This is a genomic window from Ruminococcus sp. RTP21484sp1_RTP21281st1_A8_RTP21281_210402 (assembly GCF_040914025.1).
GTDB classification, from domain to species: Bacteria; Bacillota; Clostridia; order Lachnospirales; family Lachnospiraceae; genus Blautia_A; species Blautia_A faecis.
Genome location: NZ_JBCPGE010000012.1, coordinates 44,466 through 69,844 on the forward strand (window position 1 = coordinate 44,466; position 25,379 = coordinate 69,844).

The 25,379-nt window shown below is 45.7% G+C and carries 29 protein-coding genes and 3 pseudogenes; 21 read left to right on the forward strand and 11 right to left on the reverse strand.

Features of this window, described 5'->3' with window-relative positions:
* Positions 1-231: 231 nt before the first annotated feature.
* Complete coding sequence (locus AB5170_RS07675) at positions 232-669, reverse strand: MerR family transcriptional regulator (RefSeq protein ID WP_055154026.1); 438 nt, start codon at positions 667-669, stop codon at positions 232-234.
* Positions 670-790: 121 nt separating this feature from the next.
* On the opposite strand from AB5170_RS07675, the gene AB5170_RS07680 reads away from it, so the two are divergent.
* The 4 genes and pseudogenes from AB5170_RS07680 to AB5170_RS07695 all read left to right on the forward strand — a co-directional run.
* Entirely contained in the window at positions 791-1,786 is a 996-nt protein-coding gene (locus AB5170_RS07680; protein ID WP_347562168.1) for an alpha/beta hydrolase, read from the forward strand.
* Positions 1,787-1,788: 2 nt separating this feature from the next.
* The gene (locus tag AB5170_RS07685) at positions 1,789-2,379 is read left to right on the forward strand and encodes a sugar O-acetyltransferase (RefSeq protein ID WP_118582206.1); all 591 of its coding nucleotides are present in this window, start codon (positions 1,789-1,791) and stop codon (positions 2,377-2,379) included.
* A 2-nt stretch (positions 2,380-2,381) separates the two neighbouring features.
* Complete coding sequence (locus AB5170_RS07690; RefSeq protein ID WP_226815362.1) at positions 2,382-2,552, forward strand: hypothetical protein; 171 nt, start codon at positions 2,382-2,384, stop codon at positions 2,550-2,552.
* Between the two features lie 152 nt (positions 2,553-2,704).
* Positions 2,705-3,226: pseudogene (locus AB5170_RS07695) on the forward strand (relaxase); the annotation flags it as partial.
* A gap of 222 nt (positions 3,227-3,448) precedes the next feature.
* On the opposite strand, the gene AB5170_RS07700 reads toward AB5170_RS07695, so the two are convergent.
* A complete protein-coding gene (locus AB5170_RS07700) occupies positions 3,449-3,802 on the reverse strand; it encodes a helix-turn-helix transcriptional regulator (protein ID WP_118582212.1) in 354 nt (117 codons plus the stop codon).
* A gap of 329 nt (positions 3,803-4,131) precedes the next feature.
* Between AB5170_RS07700 and vanR the strand changes: the two genes are divergently transcribed.
* The 6 genes and pseudogenes from vanR to AB5170_RS07730 form a co-directional block, all read left to right on the forward strand.
* A complete protein-coding gene (gene vanR, locus AB5170_RS07705; protein WP_173717176.1) occupies positions 4,132-4,851 on the forward strand; it encodes a VanR-ABDEGLN family response regulator transcription factor in 720 nt (239 codons plus the stop codon).
* A complete protein-coding gene (locus AB5170_RS07710; RefSeq protein WP_368361538.1) occupies positions 4,841-5,968 on the forward strand; it encodes a sensor histidine kinase in 1,128 nt (375 codons plus the stop codon). Before vanR ends, AB5170_RS07710 begins: the two co-directional genes overlap by 11 nt.
* A 93-nt stretch (positions 5,969-6,061) precedes the next feature.
* Positions 6,062-6,334: a VanW family protein gene (locus tag AB5170_RS07715; protein WP_226815363.1), complete on the forward strand. Its 273-nt coding sequence runs from the start codon at positions 6,062-6,064 to the stop codon at positions 6,332-6,334.
* Positions 6,335-6,487: 153 nt separating this feature from the next.
* Positions 6,488-7,285: a D-alanyl-D-alanine carboxypeptidase family protein gene (locus AB5170_RS07720; protein WP_173769861.1), complete on the forward strand. Its 798-nt coding sequence runs from the start codon at positions 6,488-6,490 to the stop codon at positions 7,283-7,285.
* Positions 7,282-7,668, forward strand: a complete 387-nt coding sequence (locus tag AB5170_RS07725; RefSeq protein ID WP_173769859.1) for an alanine racemase C-terminal domain-containing protein — start codon at positions 7,282-7,284, stop codon at positions 7,666-7,668. The genes AB5170_RS07720 and AB5170_RS07725 overlap by 4 nt, the downstream gene beginning before the upstream one ends.
* 303 nt (positions 7,669-7,971) lie before the next feature.
* Positions 7,972-8,289: pseudogene (locus AB5170_RS07730) on the forward strand (sigma-70 family RNA polymerase sigma factor); the annotation flags it as partial.
* Here AB5170_RS07730 and AB5170_RS07735 read toward each other — a convergent pair.
* The 7 genes from AB5170_RS07735 to AB5170_RS07765 form a co-directional block, all read right to left on the reverse strand.
* Positions 8,277-9,275: a helix-turn-helix domain-containing protein gene (locus AB5170_RS07735; protein ID WP_368361537.1), complete on the reverse strand. Its 999-nt coding sequence runs from the start codon at positions 9,273-9,275 to the stop codon at positions 8,277-8,279. The pseudogene AB5170_RS07730 and the gene AB5170_RS07735 overlap by 13 nt on opposite strands.
* Complete coding sequence (locus AB5170_RS07740) at positions 9,272-9,403, reverse strand: hypothetical protein (protein ID WP_264293675.1); 132 nt, start codon at positions 9,401-9,403, stop codon at positions 9,272-9,274. The genes AB5170_RS07735 and AB5170_RS07740 overlap by 4 nt, the downstream gene beginning before the upstream one ends.
* A gap of 53 nt (positions 9,404-9,456) precedes the next feature.
* Positions 9,457-9,819, reverse strand: a complete 363-nt coding sequence (locus AB5170_RS07745; protein ID WP_118582229.1) for a CGGC domain-containing protein — start codon at positions 9,817-9,819, stop codon at positions 9,457-9,459.
* Positions 9,820-9,883: 64 nt separating this feature from the next.
* Positions 9,884-10,147, reverse strand: coding sequence for a metal-sensing transcriptional repressor (locus AB5170_RS07750; protein WP_118582232.1), 264 nt, complete (start codon positions 10,145-10,147; stop codon positions 9,884-9,886).
* Positions 10,137-10,358, reverse strand: a complete 222-nt coding sequence (locus tag AB5170_RS07755; protein WP_118582235.1) for a heavy-metal-associated domain-containing protein — start codon at positions 10,356-10,358, stop codon at positions 10,137-10,139. Before AB5170_RS07755 ends, AB5170_RS07750 begins: the two co-directional genes overlap by 11 nt.
* 23 nt (positions 10,359-10,381) lie before the next feature.
* The gene (locus tag AB5170_RS07760; protein ID WP_173771725.1) at positions 10,382-10,747 is read right to left on the reverse strand and encodes a cation transporter; all 366 of its coding nucleotides are present in this window, start codon (positions 10,745-10,747) and stop codon (positions 10,382-10,384) included.
* A gap of 146 nt (positions 10,748-10,893) precedes the next feature.
* Positions 10,894-11,337, reverse strand: a complete 444-nt coding sequence (locus AB5170_RS07765; RefSeq protein ID WP_173771727.1) for an Rrf2 family transcriptional regulator — start codon at positions 11,335-11,337, stop codon at positions 10,894-10,896.
* Between the two features lie 125 nt (positions 11,338-11,462).
* Between AB5170_RS07765 and AB5170_RS07770 the strand changes: the two genes are divergently transcribed.
* The 10 genes and pseudogenes from AB5170_RS07770 (at position 11,463) to AB5170_RS07815 (ending at position 18,913) form a co-directional block, all read left to right on the forward strand.
* Positions 11,463-12,443, forward strand: a complete 981-nt coding sequence (locus AB5170_RS07770) for an NAD-dependent protein deacetylase (RefSeq protein WP_173771729.1) — start codon at positions 11,463-11,465, stop codon at positions 12,441-12,443.
* Positions 12,440-13,321: an NAD-dependent protein deacetylase, SIR2 family gene (locus AB5170_RS07775; protein WP_173771731.1), complete on the forward strand. Its 882-nt coding sequence runs from the start codon at positions 12,440-12,442 to the stop codon at positions 13,319-13,321. The genes AB5170_RS07770 and AB5170_RS07775 overlap by 4 nt, the downstream gene beginning before the upstream one ends.
* 16 nt (positions 13,322-13,337) lie before the next feature.
* Positions 13,338-14,174, forward strand: a complete 837-nt coding sequence (locus tag AB5170_RS07780; protein WP_173771733.1) for an NAD-dependent protein deacetylase, SIR2 family — start codon at positions 13,338-13,340, stop codon at positions 14,172-14,174.
* A 21-nt stretch (positions 14,175-14,195) separates the two neighbouring features.
* Entirely contained in the window at positions 14,196-14,516 is a 321-nt protein-coding gene (locus AB5170_RS07785; protein WP_226815365.1) for a TIGR04076 family protein, read from the forward strand.
* Positions 14,504-15,421 carry a radical SAM mobile pair protein B gene (locus tag AB5170_RS07790; RefSeq protein ID WP_173771735.1) on the forward strand — a complete coding sequence of 306 codons (918 nt, stop codon included), beginning with the start codon at positions 14,504-14,506 and terminating at the stop codon, positions 15,419-15,421. Before AB5170_RS07785 ends, AB5170_RS07790 begins: the two co-directional genes overlap by 13 nt.
* A gap of 220 nt (positions 15,422-15,641) precedes the next feature.
* Positions 15,642-15,776: a FeoB-associated Cys-rich membrane protein gene (locus AB5170_RS07795; RefSeq protein WP_173716911.1), complete on the forward strand. Its 135-nt coding sequence runs from the start codon at positions 15,642-15,644 to the stop codon at positions 15,774-15,776.
* Between the two features lie 160 nt (positions 15,777-15,936).
* Complete coding sequence (locus AB5170_RS07800) at positions 15,937-16,155, forward strand: cation transporter (protein ID WP_173716910.1); 219 nt, start codon at positions 15,937-15,939, stop codon at positions 16,153-16,155.
* A 188-nt stretch (positions 16,156-16,343) separates the two neighbouring features.
* Positions 16,344-18,168, forward strand: a pseudogene (cadA, locus tag AB5170_RS07805) (cadmium family heavy metal-translocating P-type ATPase).
* Between the two features lie 186 nt (positions 18,169-18,354).
* Entirely contained in the window at positions 18,355-18,666 is a 312-nt protein-coding gene (locus AB5170_RS07810; RefSeq protein WP_173771737.1) for a hypothetical protein, read from the forward strand.
* Positions 18,590-18,913, forward strand: a complete 324-nt coding sequence (locus AB5170_RS07815) for a hypothetical protein (protein ID WP_173771739.1) — start codon at positions 18,590-18,592, stop codon at positions 18,911-18,913. The genes AB5170_RS07810 and AB5170_RS07815 overlap by 77 nt, the downstream gene beginning before the upstream one ends.
* Positions 18,914-19,134: 221 nt before the next feature.
* On the opposite strand, the gene AB5170_RS07820 is transcribed toward AB5170_RS07815, so the two are convergent.
* Both AB5170_RS07820 and AB5170_RS07825 read right to left on the reverse strand, forming a co-directional pair.
* On the reverse strand, positions 19,135-20,514 hold the full coding sequence (locus AB5170_RS07820; RefSeq protein WP_195589126.1) for an aldehyde dehydrogenase: 1,380 nt from the start codon (positions 20,512-20,514) through the stop codon (positions 19,135-19,137).
* A gap of 161 nt (positions 20,515-20,675) precedes the next feature.
* A complete protein-coding gene (locus tag AB5170_RS07825) occupies positions 20,676-21,896 on the reverse strand; it encodes an iron-containing alcohol dehydrogenase (protein WP_256144341.1) in 1,221 nt (406 codons plus the stop codon).
* A 499-nt stretch (positions 21,897-22,395) separates the two neighbouring features.
* On the opposite strand from AB5170_RS07825, the gene AB5170_RS07830 reads away from it, so the two are divergent.
* Positions 22,396-25,275: a translation factor GTPase family protein gene (locus AB5170_RS07830; RefSeq protein ID WP_195589186.1), complete on the forward strand. Its 2,880-nt coding sequence runs from the start codon at positions 22,396-22,398 to the stop codon at positions 25,273-25,275.
* Positions 25,276-25,379: the final 104 nt, after the last annotated feature.

A 25,379-nucleotide genomic window follows, 5' to 3' on the forward strand; every position in this document is an offset into this window, starting at 1 on the left:
TGATTTCTTGAATAAAAAAACTTTTACCAAAACATCCGGTATGATAAACTTAAGGAAAAGCGCAACGATTGAATCCCCATAGCTATCGGCTAAAGGGACGCGACTTTGTTCACCAAGGTAAAATCGAAATTGATGTAAACGAAAGGGCAGTTTTTATCAGAACTCAAGGCTGCTTTTTCGTTTACACCAACTCCGATTGTTTCCTTAACAGTTTGATGGAGAAAGCAAAAATCAGTCATGCCCTTTATCATATAGTTTCTGTATATTTTTTGGAAGTTTGTCAGGCAACATGGCATTTATAGCATCTTCGTTACCATCTTTCATTGCTGTTTCGTAATACCAGCACTTGAATTTTAAGAGGGAAAGAGTTTTTTGGAGTTCCTGAATTTCAGTTTCAACAGCTGATTTTCTGGTTTCAAATAATTCTTTCCTTTTTTCATAACTGGAGCTGCCTTCAGATACCCAGATAAAAAATTGCTTTATATCTTTTATCTCAAGACCGGATTTCTTCAGACATTCAATGATACGAAGTGCTTCTAATTCATTATCGCTGAAATAACGGATATTTCCCTTGCGTTCCAGATTAGGGAAAAAGCCTTCCTTGTCATAATACCTTAATGTAGAAACAGGAAGATTAAACATTGCAGAGACCTGACCGATTGTATACATAAAAAACCTTCTTTCAAATTTATGCTTGACCTAAAGTCAACTTTAGGTTGTAAGATATTTATATCATATATTATTGTTAGTGTAATTACAAGAAATTTTGCATATGGAGGTTATATTTATGTTGAAAACAGAAGAATTAAAACTAGTATCTGAATGGGATAAAACTTTTCCACAGAGTGAAAAAGTAGACCACACGAAAGTGACATTTATAAATCGTTATGGAATCACACTTGCTGCAGATCTGTATAAGCCAAAAAATGTATCATGGCAATGTCCTGCGATTGCCGTAAGCGGACCATTTGGGGCAGTCAAAGAACAGTGTTCCGGATTATATGCACAGACAATGGCTGAAAGAGGATATTTAACGATTGCATTTGACCCTTCTTTTACGGGGGAAAGTGGAGGCTATCCAAGATTTATGGCTTCTCCAGATATTAATACAGAAGATTTTATGGCTGCTGTTGATTTCCTTTCTGTTCGGGAAGATGTGGATCTGGATAAAATAGGAATCATTGGAATCTGCGGCTGGGGTGGAATGGCTCTTAACGCAGCTGCGTTGGATACAAGAATAAAAGCAACCGTTGCTTCTACCATGTATGATATGACAAGAGTAAATGCGAATGGATACTTTGATTCTGAGGACAGTGAAGAAGCACGTTATGCAAAGAAACAGTCACTGAATACCCTCAGGACAGAAGAATACCGTAAAGGCGAATATTCAAGAGGCGGTGGTTGTGTTCCCCTTCCGGTTCCGGAAGATGCACCTTTCTTCGTAAAAGATTACAGTGAGTATTATAAAGGCAGATGTTATCATAAAAGGAGCCTGAATTCCAATGATGGCTGGAACAGTATTGGATGTATGTCATTTATGAATCAGCCAATATTAAAGTACAGTAATGAAATCAGAAGTGCAGTCCTTATCGTTCATGGAGAAAAAGCACACAGCTATTATTTTGGAAAAGATGCTTATGAAAATATGATCAAGAACAGCAAGTACACATCCAATAAAGAACTGCTGACAATTCCGGGAGCTGTTCATACAGATCTATACGATAATCCGGATGTGATCCCATTTGACAAAATTCAGAAATTTTTTAAAGAAAACGGAGTTGGTTAATTATGACGTGTGAAGAATATTTGAGTAATATGAAGCCCGGATATATCGTAGATGGTGGAAGTGAAGAACATCTGGTTATGCATGAGCTGTCTCAAAGGGCATTAAAGATAACGATGGAGCTGAATAACAAATATCATACAAAAGAAGAAATTATACAGCTTATGTCGGAACTTACCGGACAAAAAATAGATGAAAGTTTTGGAATGTTTCCTCCGTTTTATACAGACTGCGGACGAAATATCCATATAGGTAAAAATGTTTTTATTAATGCAGGATGTAAGTTTCAGGATCAGGGTGGTATTTATATAGAGGATGGAGTCCTGATTGGACATAATGCAGTATTGGCAACGATCAATCATATGGAAGATCTTGAGAAAAGAGCAGGTATGATATTTCAGCCGATTCACATCGAAAAAAAAGTGTGGCTTGGAGCAAATGTAACGGTTCTTCCGGGGGTTACGATTGGTGAAGGTTCGGTCATTGCAGCCGGAGCAGTTGTAACAAAAGATGTTCCTGCCAATATGATTGCGGCAGGAGTGCCGGCAAAAGTTATACGGAAGATAAAAAAAGACGCTGAAAAAGGAGAAATTTAATTATGGCAAAAAAAGTATTGATTATATCGACAAGTCTTCGAGGAGGCAGCAATTCTGATATAAAGGCTTCCTTGAAAGGAATGGTCGGTGGCGGTGGAATTGATGCTGCAAATACAGCGGCTGATCATGTGGATGCGATGAAAAAAGCATATGACCTTGGAAAGGAATTATAAATTTGAAAAGAGCACTATTTCTTAGTCTTTGTGTGTTAGTTTTATTTGGGCTTGTAGGATGTAGAGAAAAAGAAATTACCGGCAAATCGACAACTGATGATGAGAAAGAATACATGAAGTTATATTTAAATGACATTGAAATCCCAATTATATGGGCTAAAGTTTTTAATCTGAAACAAATGGCGCAGACCATGAATTACCTGTCAGAGAACAATCTGCTGGAGTATGCGGTTTTGGAAGAAAAGGCTACGGCTGCCACGGCACATCACAATGATCTTTCGGCGCAGATTAAAGCGGCTGAAAAGCGCATGGCAGAGATCGCTGTTCTGCGTACTCACATCGTAAATTATGCCAAGACCCGTGAGGTCTATGTGGCATACCGCAAGGCGGGCTACTCTAAGAAATTCCGGGAAAAACATGAGGAAGAAATTCTGCTCCACCAGGCTGCTAAGAATGCCTTTGATGAGATGGGCGTCAAGAAGCTGCCAAAGGCCAAAGAGTTACAGACAGAGTACGCAAAATTGCTGGAAGAAAAGAAAAAGACCTATGCCGAGTACCGGCGTTCCCGTGAGGAAATGCGGGAGCTTTTAACGGCAAAGGCCAATGTGGATCGGGTGCTGAAAATGGAGGTGGAACAGGATGTTGAAAAAGAAAAAGACCACGGCCAGCGGTAAGCTGGTCCTGGTCAAAAGCGTTCGCAGAACGCGCAGCCACAGAATGAAATTCTGTGTTCAAAGGGGCTTGGGGGCGCTGCCCTCAACAAGCAAGCAGAGAGGAAAATCACAAAGGGATTTTCTTCCCTGCGGGCCTGTGTGTATTAACACAGGCATTGCTTGCCTCTTTCACGTAGGAATAGAATAAGCCAGTGACGAAACCTTCAAATTTCGCTCATTGGCTTATTCCTTTTCAAGTTTCTTGGATAGGCTGATTAGTTCTTCTGTAAGCCTCTTCGTATTATTCAATAGTGTTTCTTGCATTTCTGGAGAACAGCTAAGATATAGCATTTTCATTTGCTCAGCTCCCTCATCTGCTGAGCCATCTGATATAATCAGAGAATCCAAAGAATTATGAAGAACCTGAATGATGGCTTTCAGAATTAAAAAGGAAGGATTCATTTCCCCATTTTCAATTTTGGCAATTTCCCGTATGGAAACATGGCACATATCAGAAAGCCGTTGTTGTGTAAGCCCCATTTCATTTCGAGCAACGCGCATTCTCATTCCCAATTTGCCCAGATCATCAACCGGCATAATCGTTCACCTCAACAATATTTTATCGTGCCGGTTGCGGCTGTGGAATGACCTTATTATACTGGTAAACAAGCATGATTGTTCTGGTTGTGGATTTAATAGGCGAATCATTGCTTAATAAATAAGAACGAAATATAATATAGCTTAGAGATGAACAGATACGACTAATATATCAAGGGGTTTCTTAACTTGCCAAAATTCAGCCCCAAGATATTGCAATCTGTGAGAAATTAGGAAAATCTTAATGTTTTCTCATGAAATAATAAGGATGTGCTGTGTTTGACTTTGATAATATAATAATATATACTCTTTGAAGGGAGAATGATTTCATGTCTAATAAAATATTAGTAGTCGATGACGAAACAGAAATTGCGGATTTAATAGAAGTCTATTTGAAAAACGAAAACTACACTGTATTCAAATTTTATACGGCCCAAGAAGCCCTTAACTGCATTGAAACAACCCCCATTGATCTTGCAATTTTGGATATTATGCTTCCTGACATAGATGGATTCACTCTATGCAAGAAAATCAGGGAACATCATACCTACCCCATCATCATGCTGACAGCCAAAGATGCTGAGACTGATAAAATTACCGGCCTTACTCTTGGAGCGGATGATTACATTACAAAGCCGTTTCGCCCTCTGGAGATGATTGCACGGGTAAAGTCTCAGCTTCGCCGGTATCAAAAGTACAATCCTGCTCATTCTGATACCGGTGCAACCTCGTCTGCCGCATCAGAAGATAATCTTGTTTGCGGTTCCTTGACAATGAATATCAAGGCACATACCTGCTTTTTGGGGGAAACGCCCTTGGTGCTGACACCTACGGAGTTTTCGATCCTGCGTATTCTTCTGGAAAATACCGGGAATGTAGTCAGTTCAGAAGATTTGTTTCACAAAATCTGGCAGGACGAGTATTACAGCAAATCCAACAACACCATCACCGTTCATATCCGCCACCTGCGGGAGAAAATGGGAGATAGCATGGACAAGCCCAGATTCATTAAGACGATATGGGGGGGAGGATATAAAATTGAAAGTTGATAAAAAAGACGAATACTTTGCTTTTCAATCAAAACTCATTCGACGAGTTTGCATGAATGTCATTACCTCTATCGTTGTGGTGGTGGGGCTGTATCTTTTCATCTGGAAACAGCGAATTGGCGATCTGATTGTATGGATTCTGGAAACCGTATTCGACATGAAGCATGAAGCAGCATTTTATTATTACAGTGACCATTTTCGAGGTAATAAAGAAATTTTTTTCGCTGTGGCCGTTCTTCTAATATTTACAGTCCTCATGGTACGAATTTTCCGGTGGGTTACCGGCTATTTCAGAGAGGTCAATCAAGGGATAGAGTCATTGCTGGCAGACGATGAAAAGCAAATCCAGTTGTCACCGGAAATGCTGCCATTTGAGCGGAAGCTAAACTCTGTAAAACAAACTTTAGCAGAACGAAAAATGGAAACCGCTTTGGCTGAACAGCGGAAAGACGAATTGGTTATGTACCTGGCCCATGATATTCGGACTCCACTCACATCTGTAATTGGATACCTCAATCTGTTGGAGGAAGATCCGAATATGCCCCCTGAGCAGAGGGCTGCGCGGGCTCATATCGTGTTGGAAAAAGCCTACCGACTGGAGACGATGGTAAATGAATTCTTTGAGATCACAAAATATAAATCTCAGAAAATCACCTTGTCCAAGGAAACCATCGACCTTTATTATATGCTGGTCCAACTATCGGATGAATTGTCTCCTGTTTTGGCTCCCAGGGGAAACACCGTTACCCTGCATCTTGACGAGAACTTGACCATCGAAGCCGATCCGGAAAAGCTGGCACGGGTATTCAACAACATTCTGAAAAATGCCGCATCGTATAGCTTCCCACATACCGAGATTGTGATCTCCGCAGAAAAATTGGAACATGAAGTCATCATTCGGTTTCAGAACAGCGGCGAAGATATTCCAAATGAGGCATTGGTGTCTCTTTTCGATAAATTCTACCGGGTAGATCAGTCTCGTTCCTCTGATACAGGCGGCACAGGGCTTGGATTAGCCATAGCAAAGGAGATCGTCACGCTGCATGGCGGGGCAATCAGCGCATCCAGCAAAAATCATGTGGTTACATTTACAGTCTCTTTGCCGTTATCAAATTAGCAATTTCTTTGCATTTTCTTAGGAGTCAATCAACTTCTTATTAAAACAATCCATGCTCTTGTCCAGTAGAATGATACTGACAGGAGCATGGATTTGCTCTTTTATGAAACAAATCACCGAAAGGAGCGAAATGATGGGAAGGATACTCCGCTGACTGTTACAGAACAGCATACACATGGAATCGACCTTCACCGCAATACGCCCGGCATTCCCCAAGGAATTGACGCGGCGGTGGCGGAAGGCCGGCTGGATTTGAAGGTCAAAAACAACACCGCCTACACATTTCAAATCCAGATTTCTGTTGACAAATATCATATGAGAGGGAAAGTGTTGTCCGATGCAAAGCTGCGGACCGCCGCTGGATAGAACATAAGTAAAATCTCCCCTTTACATTAGGATTTTCTTAGGAAATAAACAACTTCATATTAAAGTTCCAAGCGCCGCTGTTCAGTACAATAAATGCTGACAGGGGCGCTTTTGTTCCCTTCAGAAAGGAGGCTTTATATGATGGAAGAAAAAATGCTGCCTGTTCCCAATGAAGGTCATCGCCGGAGGCAAAAGCAGCGGCGGAGGCGCTTTCCTTGGGGAAGTATTGCCACAGTCATTCTGGTCGTGGCTGTTTGTGTATATGCGTTCACATTGTTTGGAGATAAAGAATCGCCTGAAAATTCCCAAGTAAACGACACCGCAACGCAGGGGCCTGATGATGTGCAAGTTGGCCTTTTGGATGAAAGCTCACCCCAAAACACGCAGACAGCAAATGATGACACCGACTGGAACTTGGTGTTGGTAAACTATGAAAACGCGATCCCCGAAAACTACGAGCCAAAACTGGTAGAGGTGCCCGGCGGTGAGAAAGTAGATGAACGCATCTATGATCCTCTCATGGAGATGTTGGAAGCAGCAAAGGAAGGAAATTTGGATCAACTGCCTATGGTCGTATCCGGTTACCGCACGCAGAAAAAGCAGCAGCAGCTCTATGACGACAAAGTGGCTGGATACCGCAAAGAGGGAAATTCCCAGAGCGAAGCGGAGGAACTGGCAAAGCAATGGGTATCTGTTCCCGGATACAGTGAACATCAAATTGGTTTAGCCGTGGACATCAACGGAGCCATCTATGATCTTTATTTCTGGCTGCAAGAAAACAGCTACAAATACGGTTTTATCTTCCGTTACCCTGGAGATAAAAACGACATCACGGGCGTTGCCGAGGAAGTATGGCATTATCGGTATGTTGGCGTTGAGGCCGCCACAGAGATGTATGAAAAAGGGCTGTGCTTGGAGGAATATTTGGCAGAAAGGCAGGCAGAGCAATGAAAAGATTGAAAATCGCTGTTTTGTTTGGCGGCTGTTCCCCGGAGTATAGCGTGTCCCTCCAGTCCGCAGCCGCTGTGCTTCAGAATATGGACAGCAGCAAGTATGAAGCGGTAATGGTCGGCATTCCTTGCGCTCTGTCGTGTAATCATGGAAAAGTATTGATAAACGGCTACGAAGCACCAATAATTGGACGCATCTGTATGGATCAAATGATAGTCGATATTACGGATTTACCAGATGTGAAAAGCGGTGATATTGTTGTCTTCATAGGAAAATCAGGCCAGTATGAAATCACGGCCTATGACCTTACAGAAGCAAGTGGGACAATTACCAACGAACTGTTAAGTCGCTTAGGTAGCCGCTTAAACAGAATGATAGTTTAACTTATAGAATGTAATTATCTGCCGCACGACGGCAAAAGAAAAAAAGCCGTCGTGCAGCAATCGTTTTCCCATGTCAAATTAAACACTCGACGGCTTTGAACAACAACCAAAGCTGTCGTTTTGTTTTTTGAAGGAGTGTGATATACAGAGCGGCGGCCAGTAGAGGTAGTCGCCATGATAGCGGTATTTAGACAGGGCAATATGGCCTTTTCATCAAAAAAATCTTTGCTAATACCCTAACTTGTTCCGCCCCATTTCGGCTCACCCGTCAACTGGACCTGTGAACCGAAATGGAGGTACATAATGCAGAAAATCAATCTTCGGGAGCTGTATCCCGATATTTACAAAAAAGACACTTATTTGGAAGTAACCGATGAAGTGCAGGCGGTGTTCCTGGCCGACAAACGAGCGGAAGCACGCTACCTGCGCTAGATGTATAACTACAAAGCGCACTACTTCCTGGACTGCGACAATGGCATTGAGAAGGCTATTGTGCAGCACCCGCCGACCCCGGAAGAAATCCTGGAGGACAAGCAGCTCCGCGATCAGCTCTACGCTGCGGTGATGGAGCTGCCGGACAAGCAGGCCAAGTGGATTTATGCCCGGTTCTACTTAGGCATACCCTGGATTTTTCTGTATTCTCTGGGTGACATTTTGACTATAGACTGAAAAGCGCTTGAAAACTTTCCCTGGGTTTGGTAGCCTACCTGGGAAGCAATATCCGCGATAGTGTCATTTGTTTCCTGTAATAATTTCATAGCCTGACGCACTCGAAATTCCTTCATATAGGTGGCGATAGGCTGGCCGTAGACTGCCTTGAATATCTCCTTTAGAGTGGAGGTATTTATCAAATACTGTTTGGAAAGTTCTGCAATCGTAAATCGTTGATCCAAGTGCTCTGTCAACTGTTGATGAATTTCTTTTATCAATTCGGTTTGCTGGGAGAAGTATTGAGTCAATTCTTTATGTTCCGATTTCATGTTGCTCAAATAAATCAAAATTTCCAGCATCTTCAATTTCAAGAGGGAAATTCGAACGGACACAGGAGCAGAAAAGAGTGGGGCAAAAATGTGCTCTAAATCGGAACAGGACGGGATTGCGGATGGCTTTCCGGAGCAAAATCGATCCCGTAACTGGTCTGCCTCCACACCGGCATTCTTTAAAACTTCCGGGCAAATGGAAGAGAGCTGTTTCAGATCCACGGAAATGGAAATTCCCTCTGAATATCCTAGGGGAAACATCATGGCGGAATCCGCGCAGCAGGCCATACTGTGTGCTGTCACATCACCTGTACCTAAATAGACGGCAGTACCGCCTTGCATATTCCAACCCACGCGACCACTGCGACAATAGTAAATTTCTAAAACAGAATCCGAAGCATCATGCCGAAACTTGACCTCTGAAGCAAGAAAAACATTGAAGGATACCTCTATTCCAGGAAAAGTTTCATATGCCTCCATATACCCTTTTCCAGCGGTAACCGCTCGAAACTGTTCTCCAAAGAGTGTGGTACCCGTTCCACCAGCCCGGCAATGCTTCAAGGCGAGGGTGCCGTTTGGAATCTTTTGAAGTTTTTGAGCGATAACTTTGGATTCTTCTTTTTTCATGGCGTTCCTTTTTGTTTTTCTACTTGCGACGGACAGGCGATTTTTACAAGCCACTCAATCATGTGATGGAAATTTCGGGCCTGCTCGATAGTTTGTCCGTGGTCGTGGGGTAAGTGGTTCTGAACCATTTAGCACTCCTCCTTGAAGTCTATCTTATCATAGGCCGGAGGGAAAAGAAACTTTACTTCTGAGAGGTTTCTGGTTCAGGACCAGCGTCATGGGTGTAATCCAAGATATGGACACCATCGCCTACCTCTTTCTGCACCAGCTCCCGCATACGCTTAGCAAAAGGACAGGAGTAACCAATGGGAGTCCCTTTGCTGATGCAAGAAGCAAAAGCAATGGTGTCAGCGCCCTGTTCTACCAGAGAACGGGCCCGCAGTACCGCTTTTTTTCCGGGGCAGCCACCGCAGTTGATGAAGCCCACTAACTGAATATCATCCTCTCCCATAAAAGCGCCTTTTCTCTCTCGGATTGTCCGAAAATCCCGGCTTCCGGGGCAGTAATCCTCTGTCTGCATACAACGAATAATGCCAAGTTTCATATTGGTTTCCTCCTTGATTAATTTAGGGCCGATCATTCAAATTTGGCCGCTCCATTGTTTATTATTATGTAACCAGCTTTTCCAACAGTTGGAGAGCTTCCTCCAGTTTTGGGTTGGGCTCGTCCGTATGCAGTCCCTCTCGGACACAGCCACGTATATGGGCCCGCAAAATCTCTTGATTCACTCGCTTCAAAAGAGCCTGAGTTGCCAACAGCTGATTGGAAATGTCCACGCAGTAGCGATCCTCTTCAATCATTCGCAAAATGCCGTCCAGTTGTCCTCTGGCAATCTTAATGGAACGGGTTATGTGAGCCTTATCAGCCTTCATGGGGGATAATCTCTGTGACTTTGTAGCCCGCCTCGGTAACTGCCGCTTTTAGGGTTTCGTCGGTAACGGACTCCGGGACCTCAACAGTGGCCTTTTTGTCCTCTAGACTTACCTGGACATGGGACGCACCAGAGATACCCTCCAGGGCATGGGTAACATGCTTGACGCAGTTCTGGCACATCATTCCTTCGATCATCAGTTCTTTTTTCATAGTGGTTCCTCCATTCGATTGCTTTATTGTTGTTTGCTTGACGGAAATCTTCTGTACGGGAGATAGAACAAAGGGATAGTGAATACAAAGGACCAGATTACTCGACGGCGCATCGCCTCATATTCCTTTTTCGCCGTGTTCACCGGGGAGACAGTCTGTGCAGCTGATTTTCCCTTGACCTGCTGTAGGGATGCGCCATAGCCCGCCTTTTCTACAGCGGCGATAATCTGCCCACTGTTTACATTTTTGTCGTCGTAAGTTACCACCATGCTGTTTTTTAACAGATTGACATTGCACTCTTGCACACCGGTCAGTTTGGATACGCTTTTTTGTACCCTAGCCTGGCAGGCTGCACAAGTCATGCCTGTGACATTGTACTTTTCTTGCATATTTGAAACCTCCTTTTCTGGAAAGCGGAATACCAATACGGGGTATAGGTCTCTCCGGTTCTCAGTATAGTCCCGCAAGGAGGTTCTGTATTTCCCGTTCAGAAGAATTTTTGTCCCAAATGGAAGCGTTTCTGAAAATCGATCCGTCATAAACGCTGCAAGGGCATCCCTTCCAACTTCATGTGATATTGTTCCAGCACATCTTTCAGCGTGATCTCTTGCATTCTTTGTTCCGCTGTTTTTTGAATGTCCAAGTAAAAATCCCGCAGCACCAGTTGGATATTTACACCCACGCCACAGGCAGGATTGGTGTGGATGTCCTGATGGAGCAGGGGCTTGTTGCCCTCTACTGCCCGATAGACATCTAGCAGAGTGATTTTCTCCGGCTCACGAGCCAGAGCGGGTCGGGGATGCCCCTTCACGCTGACCAGCAGCCCTCCCTTCCGCAAGGCGGACATGAGCTGGCGTACATAGGCAGGATTCGTCTGAACGCTCTCTGCCAGCTTGTTACTGGTTAGGTCGCAGTCTGGGTACAGAGCGATAAAAGCCAGAATATGAACAGCATCGCTAAGGCGGGTGGGATATTTCATGGACTAATCTCCTTTTTTTTTGATGTTATTTTTATTATAACAGCACATTGACAACAGCGCAAGAGGATGCTAAAATGATTTGAAGTAAGAATAAAAATAACACCCACTCGAAAGGAATGGTGACAATGAACTTCTATGATGATTTGGTCATGCAGACCCAGATGAATTATTCCAGGCACTATCCTATCTATGCTTCCGGCAGTACGCCTTATCAGCTGACTGACAAAAAGCCGCTGCCGTATAGCGAACAGATCCATCGTTTGGTACAGGAGGTAAAGGAAGCTGACTGTGTGGTAGTGGGCGGGGCCTCCGGTCTGTCCGCTGCCGGTGGCGGAGATTTTTACTACGAGGACAACGACTCCTACCGGAAATACTTCCGGCCTTTTGCGGAGAAGTACCACTTCAAAGGTGCTTTTGCAGGGATGATGCACCCCTGGAAGACAAGGGAAGAGTATTGGGGGTATCTCGCCACATTCCTTCACACCACCCAGACCGCACCTGTGCGTCATTCCTATTTGGATTTAGACGCTTTGTTGAAAGGCAAGGACTTCTTCATCCTCACTACCAATCAGGATACCCAGTTTGTCAAACTCTACCCGGAGGAGAAGGTGGCGGAGATCCAGGGAGATCACCGGTTCTTCCAGTGTGCCGCCTGCTGTACCGATGACACCTGGGATGCGGTAAAGCCAGTGGCTGATATGGTGGCCGCTATGGGGGATGGCACGAAGATTCCCACGGATCTCATTCCCCGGTGTCCGCACTGCGGTGGCGAGGCTTTCCCCTGGGTGCGAGGATATGGGAATTTCCTGCAAGGAAAGAAATATGAAGAACAGTACGAAAAAATTTCTCGCTACGTACTGGAACACAAAGACAGCAAAATTCTGTTCCTGGAGTTGGGCGTTGGTCGAATGACTCCCATGTTTATCCAAGAACCTTTCTGGAACATGACCCTCAGCTTTCCCCATGCTCGATATATTGCTGTCAACGACAAATATGACTTCCTGCCCAAGCAGTTGGAGGATAAGGGCATGACCATTGTGGCCGACATTGCTCAAGTGCTGCGGGATGCACGGAACACCATGGAAAGCGGAGATAACGATCAATGAGGGTTGGAAACCAAGCGGCGCTTCAGGAACTTGCCGAGCGTATTGCTCAAGCAGATGCCGTTGTGATCGGAGGCGGCTCCGGCCTGTCAAGCGCAGCTGGATACGACCACTACCATTGGTCCTCGGCACTTTCGGAGGCATTGGCTCCCTTTCGTGAACAGTATGGCTTTACCTCTCCGCTGGCTGGATTCTACCATTGCTTTTCCAGCTATGGAGAGCAGTGGGGATATTACAGTCAATATATCCGCTTCATGTGGGAAACCCCTACGGGGCAGCCCTATCTGGATCTGCAAACGCTTGTTGCAGATAAACCGGTCTTTGTGCTGACCACTAATGTCGATCAGCAGTTTTTTCGGGTATTTCCCCAGGAACAAATTTGCGCCTTTCAGGGAGACTTTAGCTACTGCCAGTGCAGCCAGCCCTGTCGGGATGATATTTGGGAAAACCGCGAACTGGTAAAGGAACTGACCGGTCGCTTGGTGGGTGTTCGCCTGCCGGAGGAAGCTGTTCCCCGTTGCCCGGATTGCGGGCGGGTGCTGGTGCCTTGGGTACGAGATGATACCTTTCTGGAGGGAACCTTCTGGCAGGATAACCTGCACCGCTACCATAGATTCCTGCGACGCTGGATAATGGATCAGTCCGACAAAAAAGTCCTGCTGTTGGAACTTGGCGTGGGTGAGATGACGCCCAGTATCATCAAACTGCCCTTCTGGGAACTTACTGCCAAAAACGAAAACGTCTTTTATGCATGTCTTAATCGAGAGGCATCTCATAGTCCGGAGCATCTGCGGGGACGCAGCCTGTATCTGCAAGGAGATTTGGCGGAAACTCTAGCTGCCCTCCGGCAGGTGCAATCCATCGCAGCAACCATAAAATAGAAAGGAGCGAACGAATATGATTGATTGGAACCCTGTTGCGGAAAAATTCAGAGAAGCGGACGCTATCCTGATCGGGGCCAGTAACGGCCTGTCCATCACCGAAGGACTGCATTTGTTTGCGGACAATGCGGTCTTTGAAAGACTCTTTGGAGATTTTAAACGGAAATACGACCTTGAGTGCATTTTGCAGGGCATGATGGCTGGATGGTCCAGAGAGGAGGAAAAGTGGGCCTTCTGGGCCCGGCTCATCCATCATTACTGCGGGCAGTACCAGCCTACGTCAGTGATGAACGATTTGAAGGCCATTGTGGGAGAGAAAGATTACTTTGTCGTCACATCAAACGGAGAAGGTCACTTTGAACTGTGTGGCTTCGATCCAACGAAAATCTATGAGATTGAGGGCAACTGGTTTACTATGCAGTGTGCCCGCCCTTGCCACGACACTCTCTATCCTAGTCTGGAAGTGGCCGAAAAATTATCGGCTGCCGAACAGGGCGGCCATGTGCCTACAGAGTTGGTGCCGCGCTGTCCCAAGTGCGGAGGTCCCATGGACATCCACATGGGCGCGGGTCAGAGAATGATTCCGGATACCGCTGCCCAGGCACGGTTCCAAAACTTTCTGAAAACCTACCACGGAAAGAAACTGGTGGTTCTGGAGCTGGGCATTGGCTGGCGTAATCAGCTGATCAAGGCTCCGATGATGCGCTTAGTGGCCAGCGAGCCAAATGCCACTTATGTGACCATCAATCTGGGGGAGATCTACATTGCGGACAATATCAAAGAGAAGTCCTTCGGACTGGACGGTCGGCTGGATGAGCTGCTGCCTGCTCTCCGGGAGGCGTGCGAGGCATGACGATTTCGGAGCAGGTTCAAAATGACTATACAAATGCATAAAAAGGTTAAAATCACCGTGCTGCGGACGGAATATTATCAGGAACTGGCAGAACAGTATGCAATTCCTAATTTGGGAAAGTGTCCTTTTCATCAGAAAGGTCAAGTGCTGTACAGCGATGGCATCAATCCCGTATCGAAAACGGAATGGATGTGGAACCTGACACATCAGGCTCATGCGCTTGGCATCCCTGTATTCATAAAGGATGATCTACTTCCTATCATGGGAGAGGCACAAATGGTACAGGAATTTCCCCCGGCTTTTTACCGGGTATTGGAGGAACAGAAGACATGGCAGAAGTAAAAGAGAGCAGCATTCTGATTCAGGATGTAGAAACCAGAAATATTATGACAAAATCCACCCTGCCGGTGGGCGGCTATTCCGTCAATCCTTATGTGGGCTGTACCCATGGCTGCAAATACTGCTATGCCTCGTTTATGAAGCGATTTACCGGGCACACCGAACCGTGGGGTACATTCCTGGATGTGAAACATTGGCCAGCAATCAAAAATCCACAAAGGTACAAAGGGCAGCGCATAGTCATCGGTTCTGTGACCGATGGCTATCTGCCCCAGGAGGCTCAGTTTCAAAACACCCGAAAGCTTCTTGAACAGCTCCGGGGCAGTGAGGCAGAAATTCTCATCTGTACCAAGTCAGACTTGGTAATCCGTGACATTGACCTTCTGAAAAAATTGGGAAAGGTCACGGTCTCTTGGTCGATCAATACATTGGACGAAGGCTTTAAAAATGATATGGACGATGCCGTCAGCATCAAGCGACGGCTGGATGCCATGAAGCAGATCTATGATGCGGGCATTCGCACCGTCTGCTTTATTGCCCCTGTCTTTCCGGGTATCACGGATTTCGAGGCTATCTTCCATCAGGTCAGAAATCAATGCGACCTGATATGGTTAGAAAATCTAAACTTGCGAGGCGGATTCAAAAAAGACATCATGGACTATATTTGTAAAAAATATCCTGACTTGGTTCCGCTGTACGACGCTATCTACAACAAGGAAGACAAAAGCTACTTCTGTGGTTTGGAGGATCAAGCGGAACGGCTGGCGCAAGAAAACAGCTGTCCCTTCGTGGACAACGAGCTGCCCTACGGCCGGGCAGAGTCTGGACACCCGGTCATTGTGAATTACTTTTACCATGAGGAAGTGCGTGGCTCGGAAAACAGCGGGCGACGCAATCCAAAAAAATAATTTGTAAAATAAATGGGTTCTGACATGGAGCTGTGCTTCAATGTCAGAACCTTTTTTAGCACTGTTTACCAATTCAGAAGTTTTCTTATCCCTCTTGGAAGGACTTGTACTCCGTCCATTGCTTTTCGATTTTCCTCGCTCTACAATACAGACGGAACGATTAAATAATTGGACCGTAAGCAAGCTATTTTTGCAAAGACTTCAAATGGAGGAGGTTTATATGGCATCTTTAATTTTACTCATTGTACTGGCGGTATACTGTATTTGGTTGCTGCGGCATATGGCGAAGCGGCGCAAAGAAAAGCATGGAAAATGTGTGGACTGTCCTTATCAGGGGACTGGAATGTGCCGATAAAAGCTGCATTTTGCCCAAACAGAAGAACTCTTTTCCCGAATAGCAGGATATGGGTTCAAACCGTTGACGAGGACGGTTTTCCTGCATATGCTGAAGATACAGTTAAATAATGATTTAATTGTTTGACACAAAATTAATACTCGGAGAGGAGATTTTCAAAATGAAAAAGACTTACAAAATCGATGTGGATTGCGCTAACTGCGCCAACCTGATGGAAGATGCCGCCCGCAAGACCAGCGGCGTACAGAGCGCTACGGTGAACTTTATGACCCTCAAGATGAACGTGGAGTTCGAGGAAGGTCAAGACCCCAAGACTGTTATGCAGGAGGTTCGCAAAGCCTGCAAGAAGGTGGAACCCGACTGTGAGATCTTTCTGTAAGCAGGCGAAAGGAAATGCCCTGTTGAGCGGCAGCTTGCAGGGCGTTCTTTCTCTTAGACAAATAAACGAATAAGCAATCGTGAAAGGGGTAAAACGAAATGCAGGAGTATATCATCAACGGTCTGCTGATCGTGGTGGCTCTGCTGGCCGTGATCCTTCAGATCATCGGCACGCGGTCCTCCGCCGGTATGACCAAAAAACAAAAAGTGATGTTGTGGCGGATTCTGACTGCTACGGTTCTACTGTTAATTTTGCAGGTCCTGGGCGCAGGCGCATTTGAAGTGTTTGGCGCGGCAGGCCGCTGGATACGTCTGGCTGTGTTCCTGGTGGATTATCTGGTCATTGGCTACGACATTCTGAAAAAAGCCGGAAAAGGTATCCGCAACGGTCAGGTGTTCGATGAGCACTTTTTGATGGCGGTGGCTACGCTGGGGGCTCTGGCACTGGCCGTATATGAAAACGGCGACTATCTGGAGGCCATCGCGGTGATGCTGTTCTACCAGGTGGGCGAATGGTTCCAGTCCTACGCCGTGGGCAAGAGCCGCCGGAACATCAGTGATCTGATGGATATCCGTCCTGATTATGCCAATATCGAACAGGATGGAAAACTGGAACAGGTAGACCCGGACGAAGTGGGTATCGGCACCATTATTGTGGTACAGCCCGGCGAGAAAGTTCCTATTGACGGTACCGTGGTGCAGGGAGAATCCACTCTGAACACTGCCGCTCTCACCGGTGAAAGTTTGCCCCGTGAGGTCAAGACTGGCGATGAGATCATCTCCGGCTGTATCAACATGACAGGTTTGCTCCATATCCAGACCACCAAGGAATTTGGTGAGTCCACTGTCTCCAAGATTCTGAATCTGGTGGAGAACGCCTCCTCCCGGAAGTCCAAGTCGGAGGACTTCATTTCCCGCTTTGCCAAGATCTACACTCCTGCGGTGTGCTATGCCGCGCTGGCGCTGGCTGTATTGCCGCCGCTGGTACGGATGTTTGCCATGGGGCTGGATGCAGGCTGGGAGACCTGGATCTATCGTGCGCTGACCTTCCTCGTTGCCAGTTGCCCCTGCGCTTTGGTCATTTCCATTCCTCTGTCCTTCTTTGCAGGAATTGGCGGAGCCAGTAAGGCGGGTGTTCTGGTGAAGGGGTCCAACTATCTGGAGACCCTGTCACAGGCTAAGATTGTAGTTTTTGACAAGACCGGCACACTGACTTAGGGCGTATTCCACCAGCAAGAGCTTACAGAAAGCCTATGGCATGGAAATCGACCGTAGCCGTGTAACCGGTATTCAGGAGCTCAGCGGCAACGGAGTGATTGCCACAGTGGATGATCATCAGGTCGCGGCAGGAAACGACAAGCTCATGAATCGTTTGGGGGTCTAGGCTATTCCGTGCCATAGTGTGGGGACGATCATTCACATGGCGATTGACGGGAAATATGCCGGACATATTGTTATTTCCGACATCGTGAAGCTTCACTCCAAGGAAGCCATCCAGGCATTAAAGTCGGCTGGGGTTCGCAAGACTGTGATGCTTACTGGTGACGCCAAGAAGGTGGCTGACAGTGTGGCCTCCGCTTTGGAGTTGGATGAGGTTTACAGTGAACTGCTTCCTGCTGACAAGGTGGAGAAGGTGGAGCAGTTGATTCAGAACAAACCAGAGAAAGAAAAACTGGCTTTTGTGGGAGATGGCATCAACGACGCCCCGGTGCTTCGCCGGGCAGACATCGGCATCGCCATGGGTGCCATGGGTTCTGACGCCGCCATTGAGGCTGCTGATGTGGTCCTAATGGATGATGACCCCTTGCAGATCTCCAAAGCAATCAAAATCTCCCGCAAGTGCCTTGGCATCGTTTATCAGAACATCGTGGTGGCCATCGGCGTAAAACTGGTCTGCCTCGTGCTGGTCGCTCTGGGTTTCGCCAATATGTGGCTGGCCGTGTTTGCTGATGTGGGCGTGATGATTATAGCCGTCCTCAACGCTATCCGGGCACTGTTTGTGAAAAATCTTTAAAGTTCAGAAATAAACGAAAACAGAAAGGGAGCCCCCGATGAATGATTCTTGGCCTCGTGAACCGCAAGAGCTGGAACTGGAAAATCTGACACAGTTGTTTAAGATTCTGGGGAACCCTTCCCGTATGAAGGCTTTATTTCAAATTGGTCCCTCAGAAGCATGTGTCAGTGAAGTATCAATCTCTATATGGAGCTTTTGGAAGAGGAAGAACTTTCCGAAAATGGTAGGGAATTTCTGGGAAAAATTAGAGATCAGATGGAGAAAACTGACTTTTTAATGCAGAGCATGGTAAAAATGTCAAGGCTTGAAGCAGGAATTCTTCAGATCCGTAAAGAAAATAAAAAATTTTATGAACAGTCAGGAGGGGAGCTTTCCCAGGCTGCTTCTGGTCGTTATTATATGGATTTTAAGCAAAAAGCTTATGACGAAAAAAGAGCAGGATGCTTTTATAGAAAGTATGGAGCTTGGAAAGCAGCAGACGCTTTTTTTTACAGCTGATCTTGATGTGTCAGTTCAGATTTTGACAGGTCTTGCAGGGCTGATCACATTGACTGTAGGAATGGGAGTGACTTATTTTCTTTATGAATCTATGAATTTCAGGGAGATTGGGTTTGCAGTACCGTTGCTTCCGCTTTTGTTAGCAGCGTTGCTTAGTCTTTTGGTATGCACTTTAGTGCCGGTGTTTACATGGATGGTTTTGGAAAAGAATGGAAGTATTGTGGAAAGGATTAAGGGAGTAGAATAATTGTTATTGAGCCGCATTTTTACGAAAGGGACATGTCAACTTTGGACTTGGAACTTTCATAGTAAAAATGCGGCTCTTTTGTCATATTAATTAACAACCAATGTTAAACATTTTGCAAATCGCATTAAATAATTCAGTGCAGCTATTGAAATTATAACACATAGTTTCGACCTCTTTATTTTTTATTTACGCGAGCAACGAGCCAAAGTAATAGTAACACTTTATTTCAAGAAAATATGGATCAGCTTATCATAAATCCGCCTGTAAGGCTGATACCTCATTGGCAGGTCGATCCAGGTCTTTTTGTCTACAATGCTCTTGTAATGGGAAAAGGTTTCGAAGCCTTTCTGGCCGTGATAGCTTCCCATACCGCTTTCACCGAAGCCGCCGAATGGCATTTCGCTGGTAGCGAGGTGAATGATCACATCATTAATACAGCCACCGCCGAAGCCACATTCAGAGGTGACTTTTTCGCAGATGGCTTTGTCCTGGGCAAAAATGTAAAGAGCCAGAGGATGAGCCATGGAATTTACCTTTCGGATTACTTCTTCTATGGAATCAAAAGTAAGGACAGGCATTACCGGTCCGAAGATTTCTTCCTGCATTACGGCATCTTCGAAGGTTACCTGATCCATGACTGTAGGTTCAATCTGTAAAGTTTCGGGACAGGCATTTCCGCCGCAGATGACTTTCGCAGGATCGATCAGGCTCTGAATGCGGTTGAAATGCTTTTCGTTGATAATCTTTCCGTAATTTTTGTTATCCAGAGGTGACTTGCCAAACTGCTTACGGATCTGCTTCTGGATCTGTTTCAGAAGCGCATCTTTCACTTCCCGGTGACAGTAAATGTAGTCAGGTGCTACGCAAGTCTGTCCGCAGTTCAGATATTTGCCGAATACAATACGTTTGGCGGCAAGCTTGATATTTGCAGATTTATCTACGATGCAGGGGCTTTTTCCCCCAAGTTCCAGGGTGACTGGAGTGAGGTGCTCGCTGGCATGGCGCATGACTTCTTTTCCAACAGCCTGGCTGCCGGTGAAAAAGATGTAGTCAAAGTGTTCCTGGAGAAGACAGGAGTTTTCCTGGCGTCCACCCATAACAACGGCCACATGCTCTTCCGGAAAACATTCACGGACGATCTCGCAGATGATATTGCTGGTGGCAGGAGAGTAGGCGCTGGGTTTTAATACTGCAGTGTTTCCGGCGGCGATGGCGTCTACAAGCGGATCAAAGGTAAGCAGGAAGGGATAGTTCCACGGGCTCATGATCAGGGTGACACCGTATGGGGACGGCTTCCTGTAACTTCTGGAATGGAACTGGGCAAGTGGGGTGTGTACGGTTTTTTCTCTAGAAAGGGATCGGATGTGCTTTAGCATATAGGTAATCTCGCTAAGAACGAGACCGGATTCGCACATGTAGCTCTCGAAGCTGCTTTTTCCCAGGTCTGACTTCAGGGCAGCATTGATCTGCTCCTGGTGGGACTGGATGGAGGTTTGCAGCTTTTTTAAGGCAGTGCTGCGAAAGTCAATGTTTAAGGTAGCGCCTGTATAAAAATAGTTCCGCTGCTTGCGGATGATTTCCTGGATTGCTTCCTGGGTCATGGGAAAGTCCTTTCTGATTATTAATAATTTGTTTGATGTTTTGAAATATAGTTTACATAATGTGAAAGACTATAAAGGGTGTAATGCAAAACTATCTTATTTAAACTGAGATTAACGAATGTAATGTTATAAAGGTGACAATATGGTATTTTACCAGTTTTTTATTGCACTGTGTTTTCTTTAGCCGGCATCAGCATATAATAAAATTTCTCCAGTTCCTGTGCATCCATCAGTACCGGTACCGGATACAGCGGATTCGCCTCTTTGTCCGCATAGTGTGACAGCTTCGGAATGTCTTCTTCCTGGATTTCCGGGATGGTATCGCCGATTCCGAAGCGGGCCTTCATGTCTTTGACTGCCTGGATAAAGTTTAATGCGGCTTCTTCTTCCGGTGTTTCTTTGGAGGCAACCCCGGCAGCAATAGCAAGGGCTGCCAGCTTCTTATAAATTGTTTTTCCGTAAGCTTCCAGAACATAAGGGAGAAGTACAGCGTTGGCAAGTCCATGTGGAACATTGTATTGTCCTCCCAGAGAATGGGCAACTGCATGTACATAGCCTACATAGGATTTTGTAAAAGCGCAGCCAGCGAAATAAGAGGCGCGGAGCATATTCCGGCGCGTTTCTTTATTGCTTCCGTCGGTGTAAGCAGTGTCCAGATTTTCGAAAATCAGCTGCACTGCATCCCGGGCATTTTTACGGGTGCCTGGTGTAGTGGAATTACCAATATAAGCTTCCACTGCGTGGGTGAGTGCGTCCATACCTGTAGTAGCGGTGATGAATGGTGGAAGGCTTAATGTGACCTTGGGATCAAGCACAGCGTATCGGGGAATCAGCGGGAAGTCATTGATGGCATATTTATGCCGGGTTTCGGCGTCCACGATTACAGCTGCCAGTGTAGTTTCGCTTCCGGTTCCTGCAGTGGTTGGAACGGCGATAAGAAGTGGAAGCTTTTTGTGCACTTTCAGGATTCCTTTCATCTTTGCAAGAGACTGATGAGGTTTGGCGACTCTGGCACCTACTGCCTTGGCGCAGTCCATACTGGAGCCTCCGCCGAAGCCTATAATGGCCTGACAGTTATTTTCATGATAAAGTTCAAGTGCCTCAGCCACATTCACAGTGGTAGGATTTGCTACTGTTTTGTCATAAAGGATATAGGGAATGCTGCTGTCTGTCAACACTTTTTCAAGGCGGTCTGTAAGACCAAGCTTATGGATTCCTGCATCTGTAATAATCAGCACATTTTTACATTTTTTCTTTTTCAGCACATCGGGAACGGCTTTCAGACTGCTGATGATCTCAGGATTTCGGTATGGCAGGAATGGAAGGGCAAATTTGAATACATTCTGAAAAATCCGACAGTATATTTTTTTTAAGGGATTCATATGGAAGTTCTCACTTTCTGTTGATAAACGCTCTAAAATATAACGTTGCATCAACCGGTTCTATTGTGTAATTGTTCAGTACCTTCACAGCTACATGCTTTGTGGAATAATTACTTTATTATTGTACTTTTTTTATCACGTATGAATTATACCATGTTATCAAATATTGTAAAGATAAAACAATTTTATTATAAAACAAATTGCAACATATATCTTGCAGAAAGTCTTTTTCAAACATGCTCTGGCTCGAACCCTATCCATGAATTCAATCAAGTAGGCATGGTTTATTCATTGCTGCTGTCCGGGACTTGCATAGTAAAAACGCCTGGCGGAACATTGCCAGTGGACAGTAACCATAAGGTGTTTTATTGAAAATAATGAAATAAACACCTGTGTCTCGACTGGCGCCTTCTGTTGTGATATACTAAAACAAGAGATTTTTACAACAGGAGGCGTTTTCGTGGGTGAACAGTCAGAGAAAATAAAGAAAAATATTTGTATGGGGCTGCTGGCTCATGTAGATGCAGGAAAAACTACATTGTCAGAAGCACTTTTATATTTAAGCGGCAAGATACGAAAGCTTGGAAGAGTGGATCACAAGGATGCATATCTGGATACCTCTCCCCTTGAGCGCGAGCGGGGAATCACGATTTTTTCCAAGCAGGCAGTGCTGGAATTCCCGGAAACAAGAGTTACCATTCTGGATACGCCTGGGCATGTGGATTTTTCTGCAGAGATGGAACGTACCTTGCAGGTTCTGGACTATGCAGTGCTTTTGATTAACGGTGCAGATGGTGTGCAGGGACATACGGTGACTTTATGGAAATTGCTTGAGCGGTACCAGATCCCCACATTTATTTTTGTGAACAAAATGGATCAGGAGGGAACGGACCACGACGCACTTTTGACCGAATTGAAAAAAAGGCTGAATGAAAACTGCATGGATTTTTCAGAAAATGAAAATGCTGATGGAGATTTGGAACCGGAATTACCGGCAGGTGAAAAAGAACAGCAGAATTTGATGGAAAATAAATTTTCTGAAGAATTTCTGGAGAGCCTTGCCATGTGTGACGAGGAACTGCTGGAAAAATATCTGGAAACAGGAGAAGTATCCAGGAGAGAGATTACCGGTCTGATCGCAGATCGAAAGGTTTTTCCATGCTATTTTGGCTCTGCCTTGAAAATGGAAGGAGTAGAGAAGCTGATCCACGGACTGGACAGGTACACCAGATGTCCGGTATATCCTGAGGCTTTTGGTGCGAAGGTTTATAAGATCGCCAGAGACGATCAGGGAAACCGTCTTTCCTATATGAAGATTACAGGCGGGACACTGAAAGTAAAAGAACTTCTTATTACCAGCAAGGGAAATGTGGCTGCAGGAGAGGAAGTATGGGAGGAAAAGGCAGACCAGATCCGGATTTACTCCGGCGCCAGATTTGAATTGGTGAAAGAAGTGCCCGCGGGAACCGTGTGCGCAGTGACAGGTCTTTCCCATACTTTTCCAGGACAGGGACTTGGCGTGACGGAGAATTCCAATATGCCAGTACTGGAGCCGGTACTGAACTATCAGATTATTTTGTCGGAAGGCTGCGATGTGCACCAGATGCTGAAGAAGCTGAGAGAACTGGAAGAGGAAGATCCTCAGCTTCATATTGTATGGGACGAGCAGCTGGGAGAAATCCACGCCATGCTCATGGGAGACGTGCAGATCGAGATCCTGAAAAGGCTGATCTGGGAGCGGTTCCATGTGGCTGTGGATTTTGGAACGGGAAATATTGTATATAAAGAGACCATTGCGGCACCTGTGGAAGGTGTGGGACATTTTGAGCCTTTGCGCCATTATGCGGAAGTTCACCTTCTTCTGGAACCAGGGGAGCAAGGAAGCGGAATGCAGTTTTTTACCGCCTGCAGTGAGGATGTGCTGGACCGGAACTGGCAGAGACTGATCCTCACCCATCTGGAAGAAAAGGAACACAGAGGAGTGCTGACTGGTGCACCGATCACAGATATGCAGATTACTCTGCTTACCGGACGGGCCCACCAGAAACACACGGAAGGCGGAGATTTCCGTCAGGCTACTTATCGGGCTATCCGTCAGGGGCTTAAGAAAGCACAGAATGTTCTGCTGGAGCCTTACTATGAATTTCGGCTGGAAGTGCCGGTGGAGGTTGTTGGCCGTGCAATGAATGATATCCAGAAAATGCAGGGAACTCTTCTTCCTATGGAGACAGAGGAAAATACCGCTATTTTGAAGGGAAAAGCGCCTGTTTCGACTATGCGCGATTACCAGAAAGAAGTAGTTTCTTATACAAGGGGAATGGGAAGACTGTTCTGCAGTTTAAAAGGATATGAGCCTTGTAAAAATCAAGATGAGATCGTGGAACAGATCGGCTACGATTCTGAGCGGGATCTAGATAATCCTACCGGGTCTGTATTTTGTGCCCATGGAGCCGGATTTGTGGTGCCATGGTATGAAGTGGAAGAGTATATGCACCTGGATACTGGGATTATGGCAGAGTTTGAGGATGATCTCAGCGAGGAAGACTGGGAGGATGCTGCGTCAGGTTCTGGAAATCCTGCAAGTGGAGACGATACTGCTCAAAGTGCCAGAAATTCAGCATGCAGTGGAGCTGGCAGTACAGGAACTGCCAGAAATACATCTGGAAGTGGAAGCCGTGCGGGAAGTGGTTACCAGCCGCCGGAATCTGCCTACCGTGGAAGCTATGAGGATGACAAAGAACTTCAGGCCATTTTTGAGCGTACCTTTGGTCCGGTGAAAAGAGACCGCGTGTCTTCTTATAAAAAAGTGGTAAGTGCCCTATCTTATTCTGGCAGCAGTTCTTCTGCAAAAAAAGACCAGGAAGAATACCTTCTTGTGGATGGTTATAACATTATTTTTGCCTGGCCGGAGCTGAAAGAACTGGCAGATGCGGATGTCCGTGCAGCACAGACGAAGCTGATGGATATTTTAAGTAATTATCAGGGATATAAGAAATGTACTTTGATTCTTGTATTTGATGCCTACAAGGTGGAGGGACACCAGGAGGAAGTGCTTACTTATCACAATATTCATGTGGTTTATACAAAAGAAGCGGAGACTGCCGATCAATATATTGAAAAAACAGTTCACAAAATCGGCAGACAGCATCAGGTAACGGTTGCTACTTCAGACGGACTGGAACAGATTATCATTATGGGGCAGGGCGCCAGTCGTATTTCCGCAAGAGGTCTGAAAGAAGAAATCGAAGAGACTAGAAAGCAGCTCCGCCAGGAATGGCATCAGCACCGCCAGTCCAGTCATACCTATCTCTTTGATCATGCAGATGCTGAGACTGCGAAGCTGATGGAAGAAGTCCGACTGGGGAAAAAGAAATTATAGGGTTTCTGTTCATGGAGTGAACAATAGCATTATTGGAATTAATGTTTTCCATTGGCAATTTGACAAACTCTTTGCCATCTGTTAAGGTGGTGTGCAAAGTGGTG

Excerpts from the sequence above, each read along its gene's own strand:
- AB5170_RS07675 (WP_055154026.1), bottom strand. The coding sequence starts at position 669 with ATGTATACAATCGGTCAGGTCTCTGCAATGTTTAATCTTCCTGTTTCT.
- AB5170_RS07685 (WP_118582206.1), top strand. The coding sequence starts at position 1,789 with ATGACGTGTGAAGAATATTTGAGTAATATGAAGCCCGGATATATCGTA.
- AB5170_RS07690 (WP_226815362.1), top strand. The coding sequence starts at position 2,382 with ATGGCAAAAAAAGTATTGATTATATCGACAAGTCTTCGAGGAGGCAGC.
- AB5170_RS07700 (WP_118582212.1), bottom strand. The coding sequence starts at position 3,802 with ATGCCGGTTGATGATCTGGGCAAATTGGGAATGAGAATGCGCGTTGCT.
- vanR (WP_173717176.1), top strand. The coding sequence starts at position 4,132 with ATGTCTAATAAAATATTAGTAGTCGATGACGAAACAGAAATTGCGGAT.
- AB5170_RS07720 (WP_173769861.1), top strand. The coding sequence starts at position 6,488 with ATGCTGCCTGTTCCCAATGAAGGTCATCGCCGGAGGCAAAAGCAGCGG.
- AB5170_RS07725 (WP_173769859.1), top strand. The coding sequence starts at position 7,282 with ATGAAAAGATTGAAAATCGCTGTTTTGTTTGGCGGCTGTTCCCCGGAG.
- AB5170_RS07735 (WP_368361537.1), bottom strand. The coding sequence starts at position 9,275 with ATGAAAAAAGAAGAATCCAAAGTTATCGCTCAAAAACTTCAAAAGATT.
- AB5170_RS07740 (WP_264293675.1), bottom strand. The coding sequence starts at position 9,403 with ATGGTTCAGAACCACTTACCCCACGACCACGGACAAACTATCGAGCAG.
- AB5170_RS07745 (WP_118582229.1), bottom strand. The coding sequence starts at position 9,819 with ATGAAACTTGGCATTATTCGTTGTATGCAGACAGAGGATTACTGCCCC.
- AB5170_RS07750 (WP_118582232.1), bottom strand. The coding sequence starts at position 10,147 with ATGAAGGCTGATAAGGCTCACATAACCCGTTCCATTAAGATTGCCAGA.
- AB5170_RS07755 (WP_118582235.1), bottom strand. The coding sequence starts at position 10,358 with ATGAAAAAAGAACTGATGATCGAAGGAATGATGTGCCAGAACTGCGTC.
- AB5170_RS07760 (WP_173771725.1), bottom strand. The coding sequence starts at position 10,747 with ATGCAAGAAAAGTACAATGTCACAGGCATGACTTGTGCAGCCTGCCAG.
- AB5170_RS07765 (WP_173771727.1), bottom strand. The coding sequence starts at position 11,337 with ATGAAATATCCCACCCGCCTTAGCGATGCTGTTCATATTCTGGCTTTT.
- AB5170_RS07770 (WP_173771729.1), top strand. The coding sequence starts at position 11,463 with ATGAACTTCTATGATGATTTGGTCATGCAGACCCAGATGAATTATTCC.
- AB5170_RS07775 (WP_173771731.1), top strand. The coding sequence starts at position 12,440 with ATGAGGGTTGGAAACCAAGCGGCGCTTCAGGAACTTGCCGAGCGTATT.
- AB5170_RS07780 (WP_173771733.1), top strand. The coding sequence starts at position 13,338 with ATGATTGATTGGAACCCTGTTGCGGAAAAATTCAGAGAAGCGGACGCT.
- AB5170_RS07785 (WP_226815365.1), top strand. The coding sequence starts at position 14,196 with ATGACTATACAAATGCATAAAAAGGTTAAAATCACCGTGCTGCGGACG.
- AB5170_RS07790 (WP_173771735.1), top strand. The coding sequence starts at position 14,504 with ATGGCAGAAGTAAAAGAGAGCAGCATTCTGATTCAGGATGTAGAAACC.
- AB5170_RS07795 (WP_173716911.1), top strand. The coding sequence starts at position 15,642 with ATGGCATCTTTAATTTTACTCATTGTACTGGCGGTATACTGTATTTGG.
- AB5170_RS07800 (WP_173716910.1), top strand. The coding sequence starts at position 15,937 with ATGAAAAAGACTTACAAAATCGATGTGGATTGCGCTAACTGCGCCAAC.
- AB5170_RS07810 (WP_173771737.1), top strand. The coding sequence starts at position 18,355 with ATGGAGCTTTTGGAAGAGGAAGAACTTTCCGAAAATGGTAGGGAATTT.
- AB5170_RS07815 (WP_173771739.1), top strand. The coding sequence starts at position 18,590 with ATGACGAAAAAAGAGCAGGATGCTTTTATAGAAAGTATGGAGCTTGGA.
- AB5170_RS07820 (WP_195589126.1), bottom strand. The coding sequence starts at position 20,514 with ATGACCCAGGAAGCAATCCAGGAAATCATCCGCAAGCAGCGGAACTAT.
- AB5170_RS07825 (WP_256144341.1), bottom strand. The coding sequence starts at position 21,896 with ATGAATCCCTTAAAAAAAATATACTGTCGGATTTTTCAGAATGTATTC.
- AB5170_RS07830 (WP_195589186.1), top strand. The coding sequence starts at position 22,396 with ATGGGGCTGCTGGCTCATGTAGATGCAGGAAAAACTACATTGTCAGAA.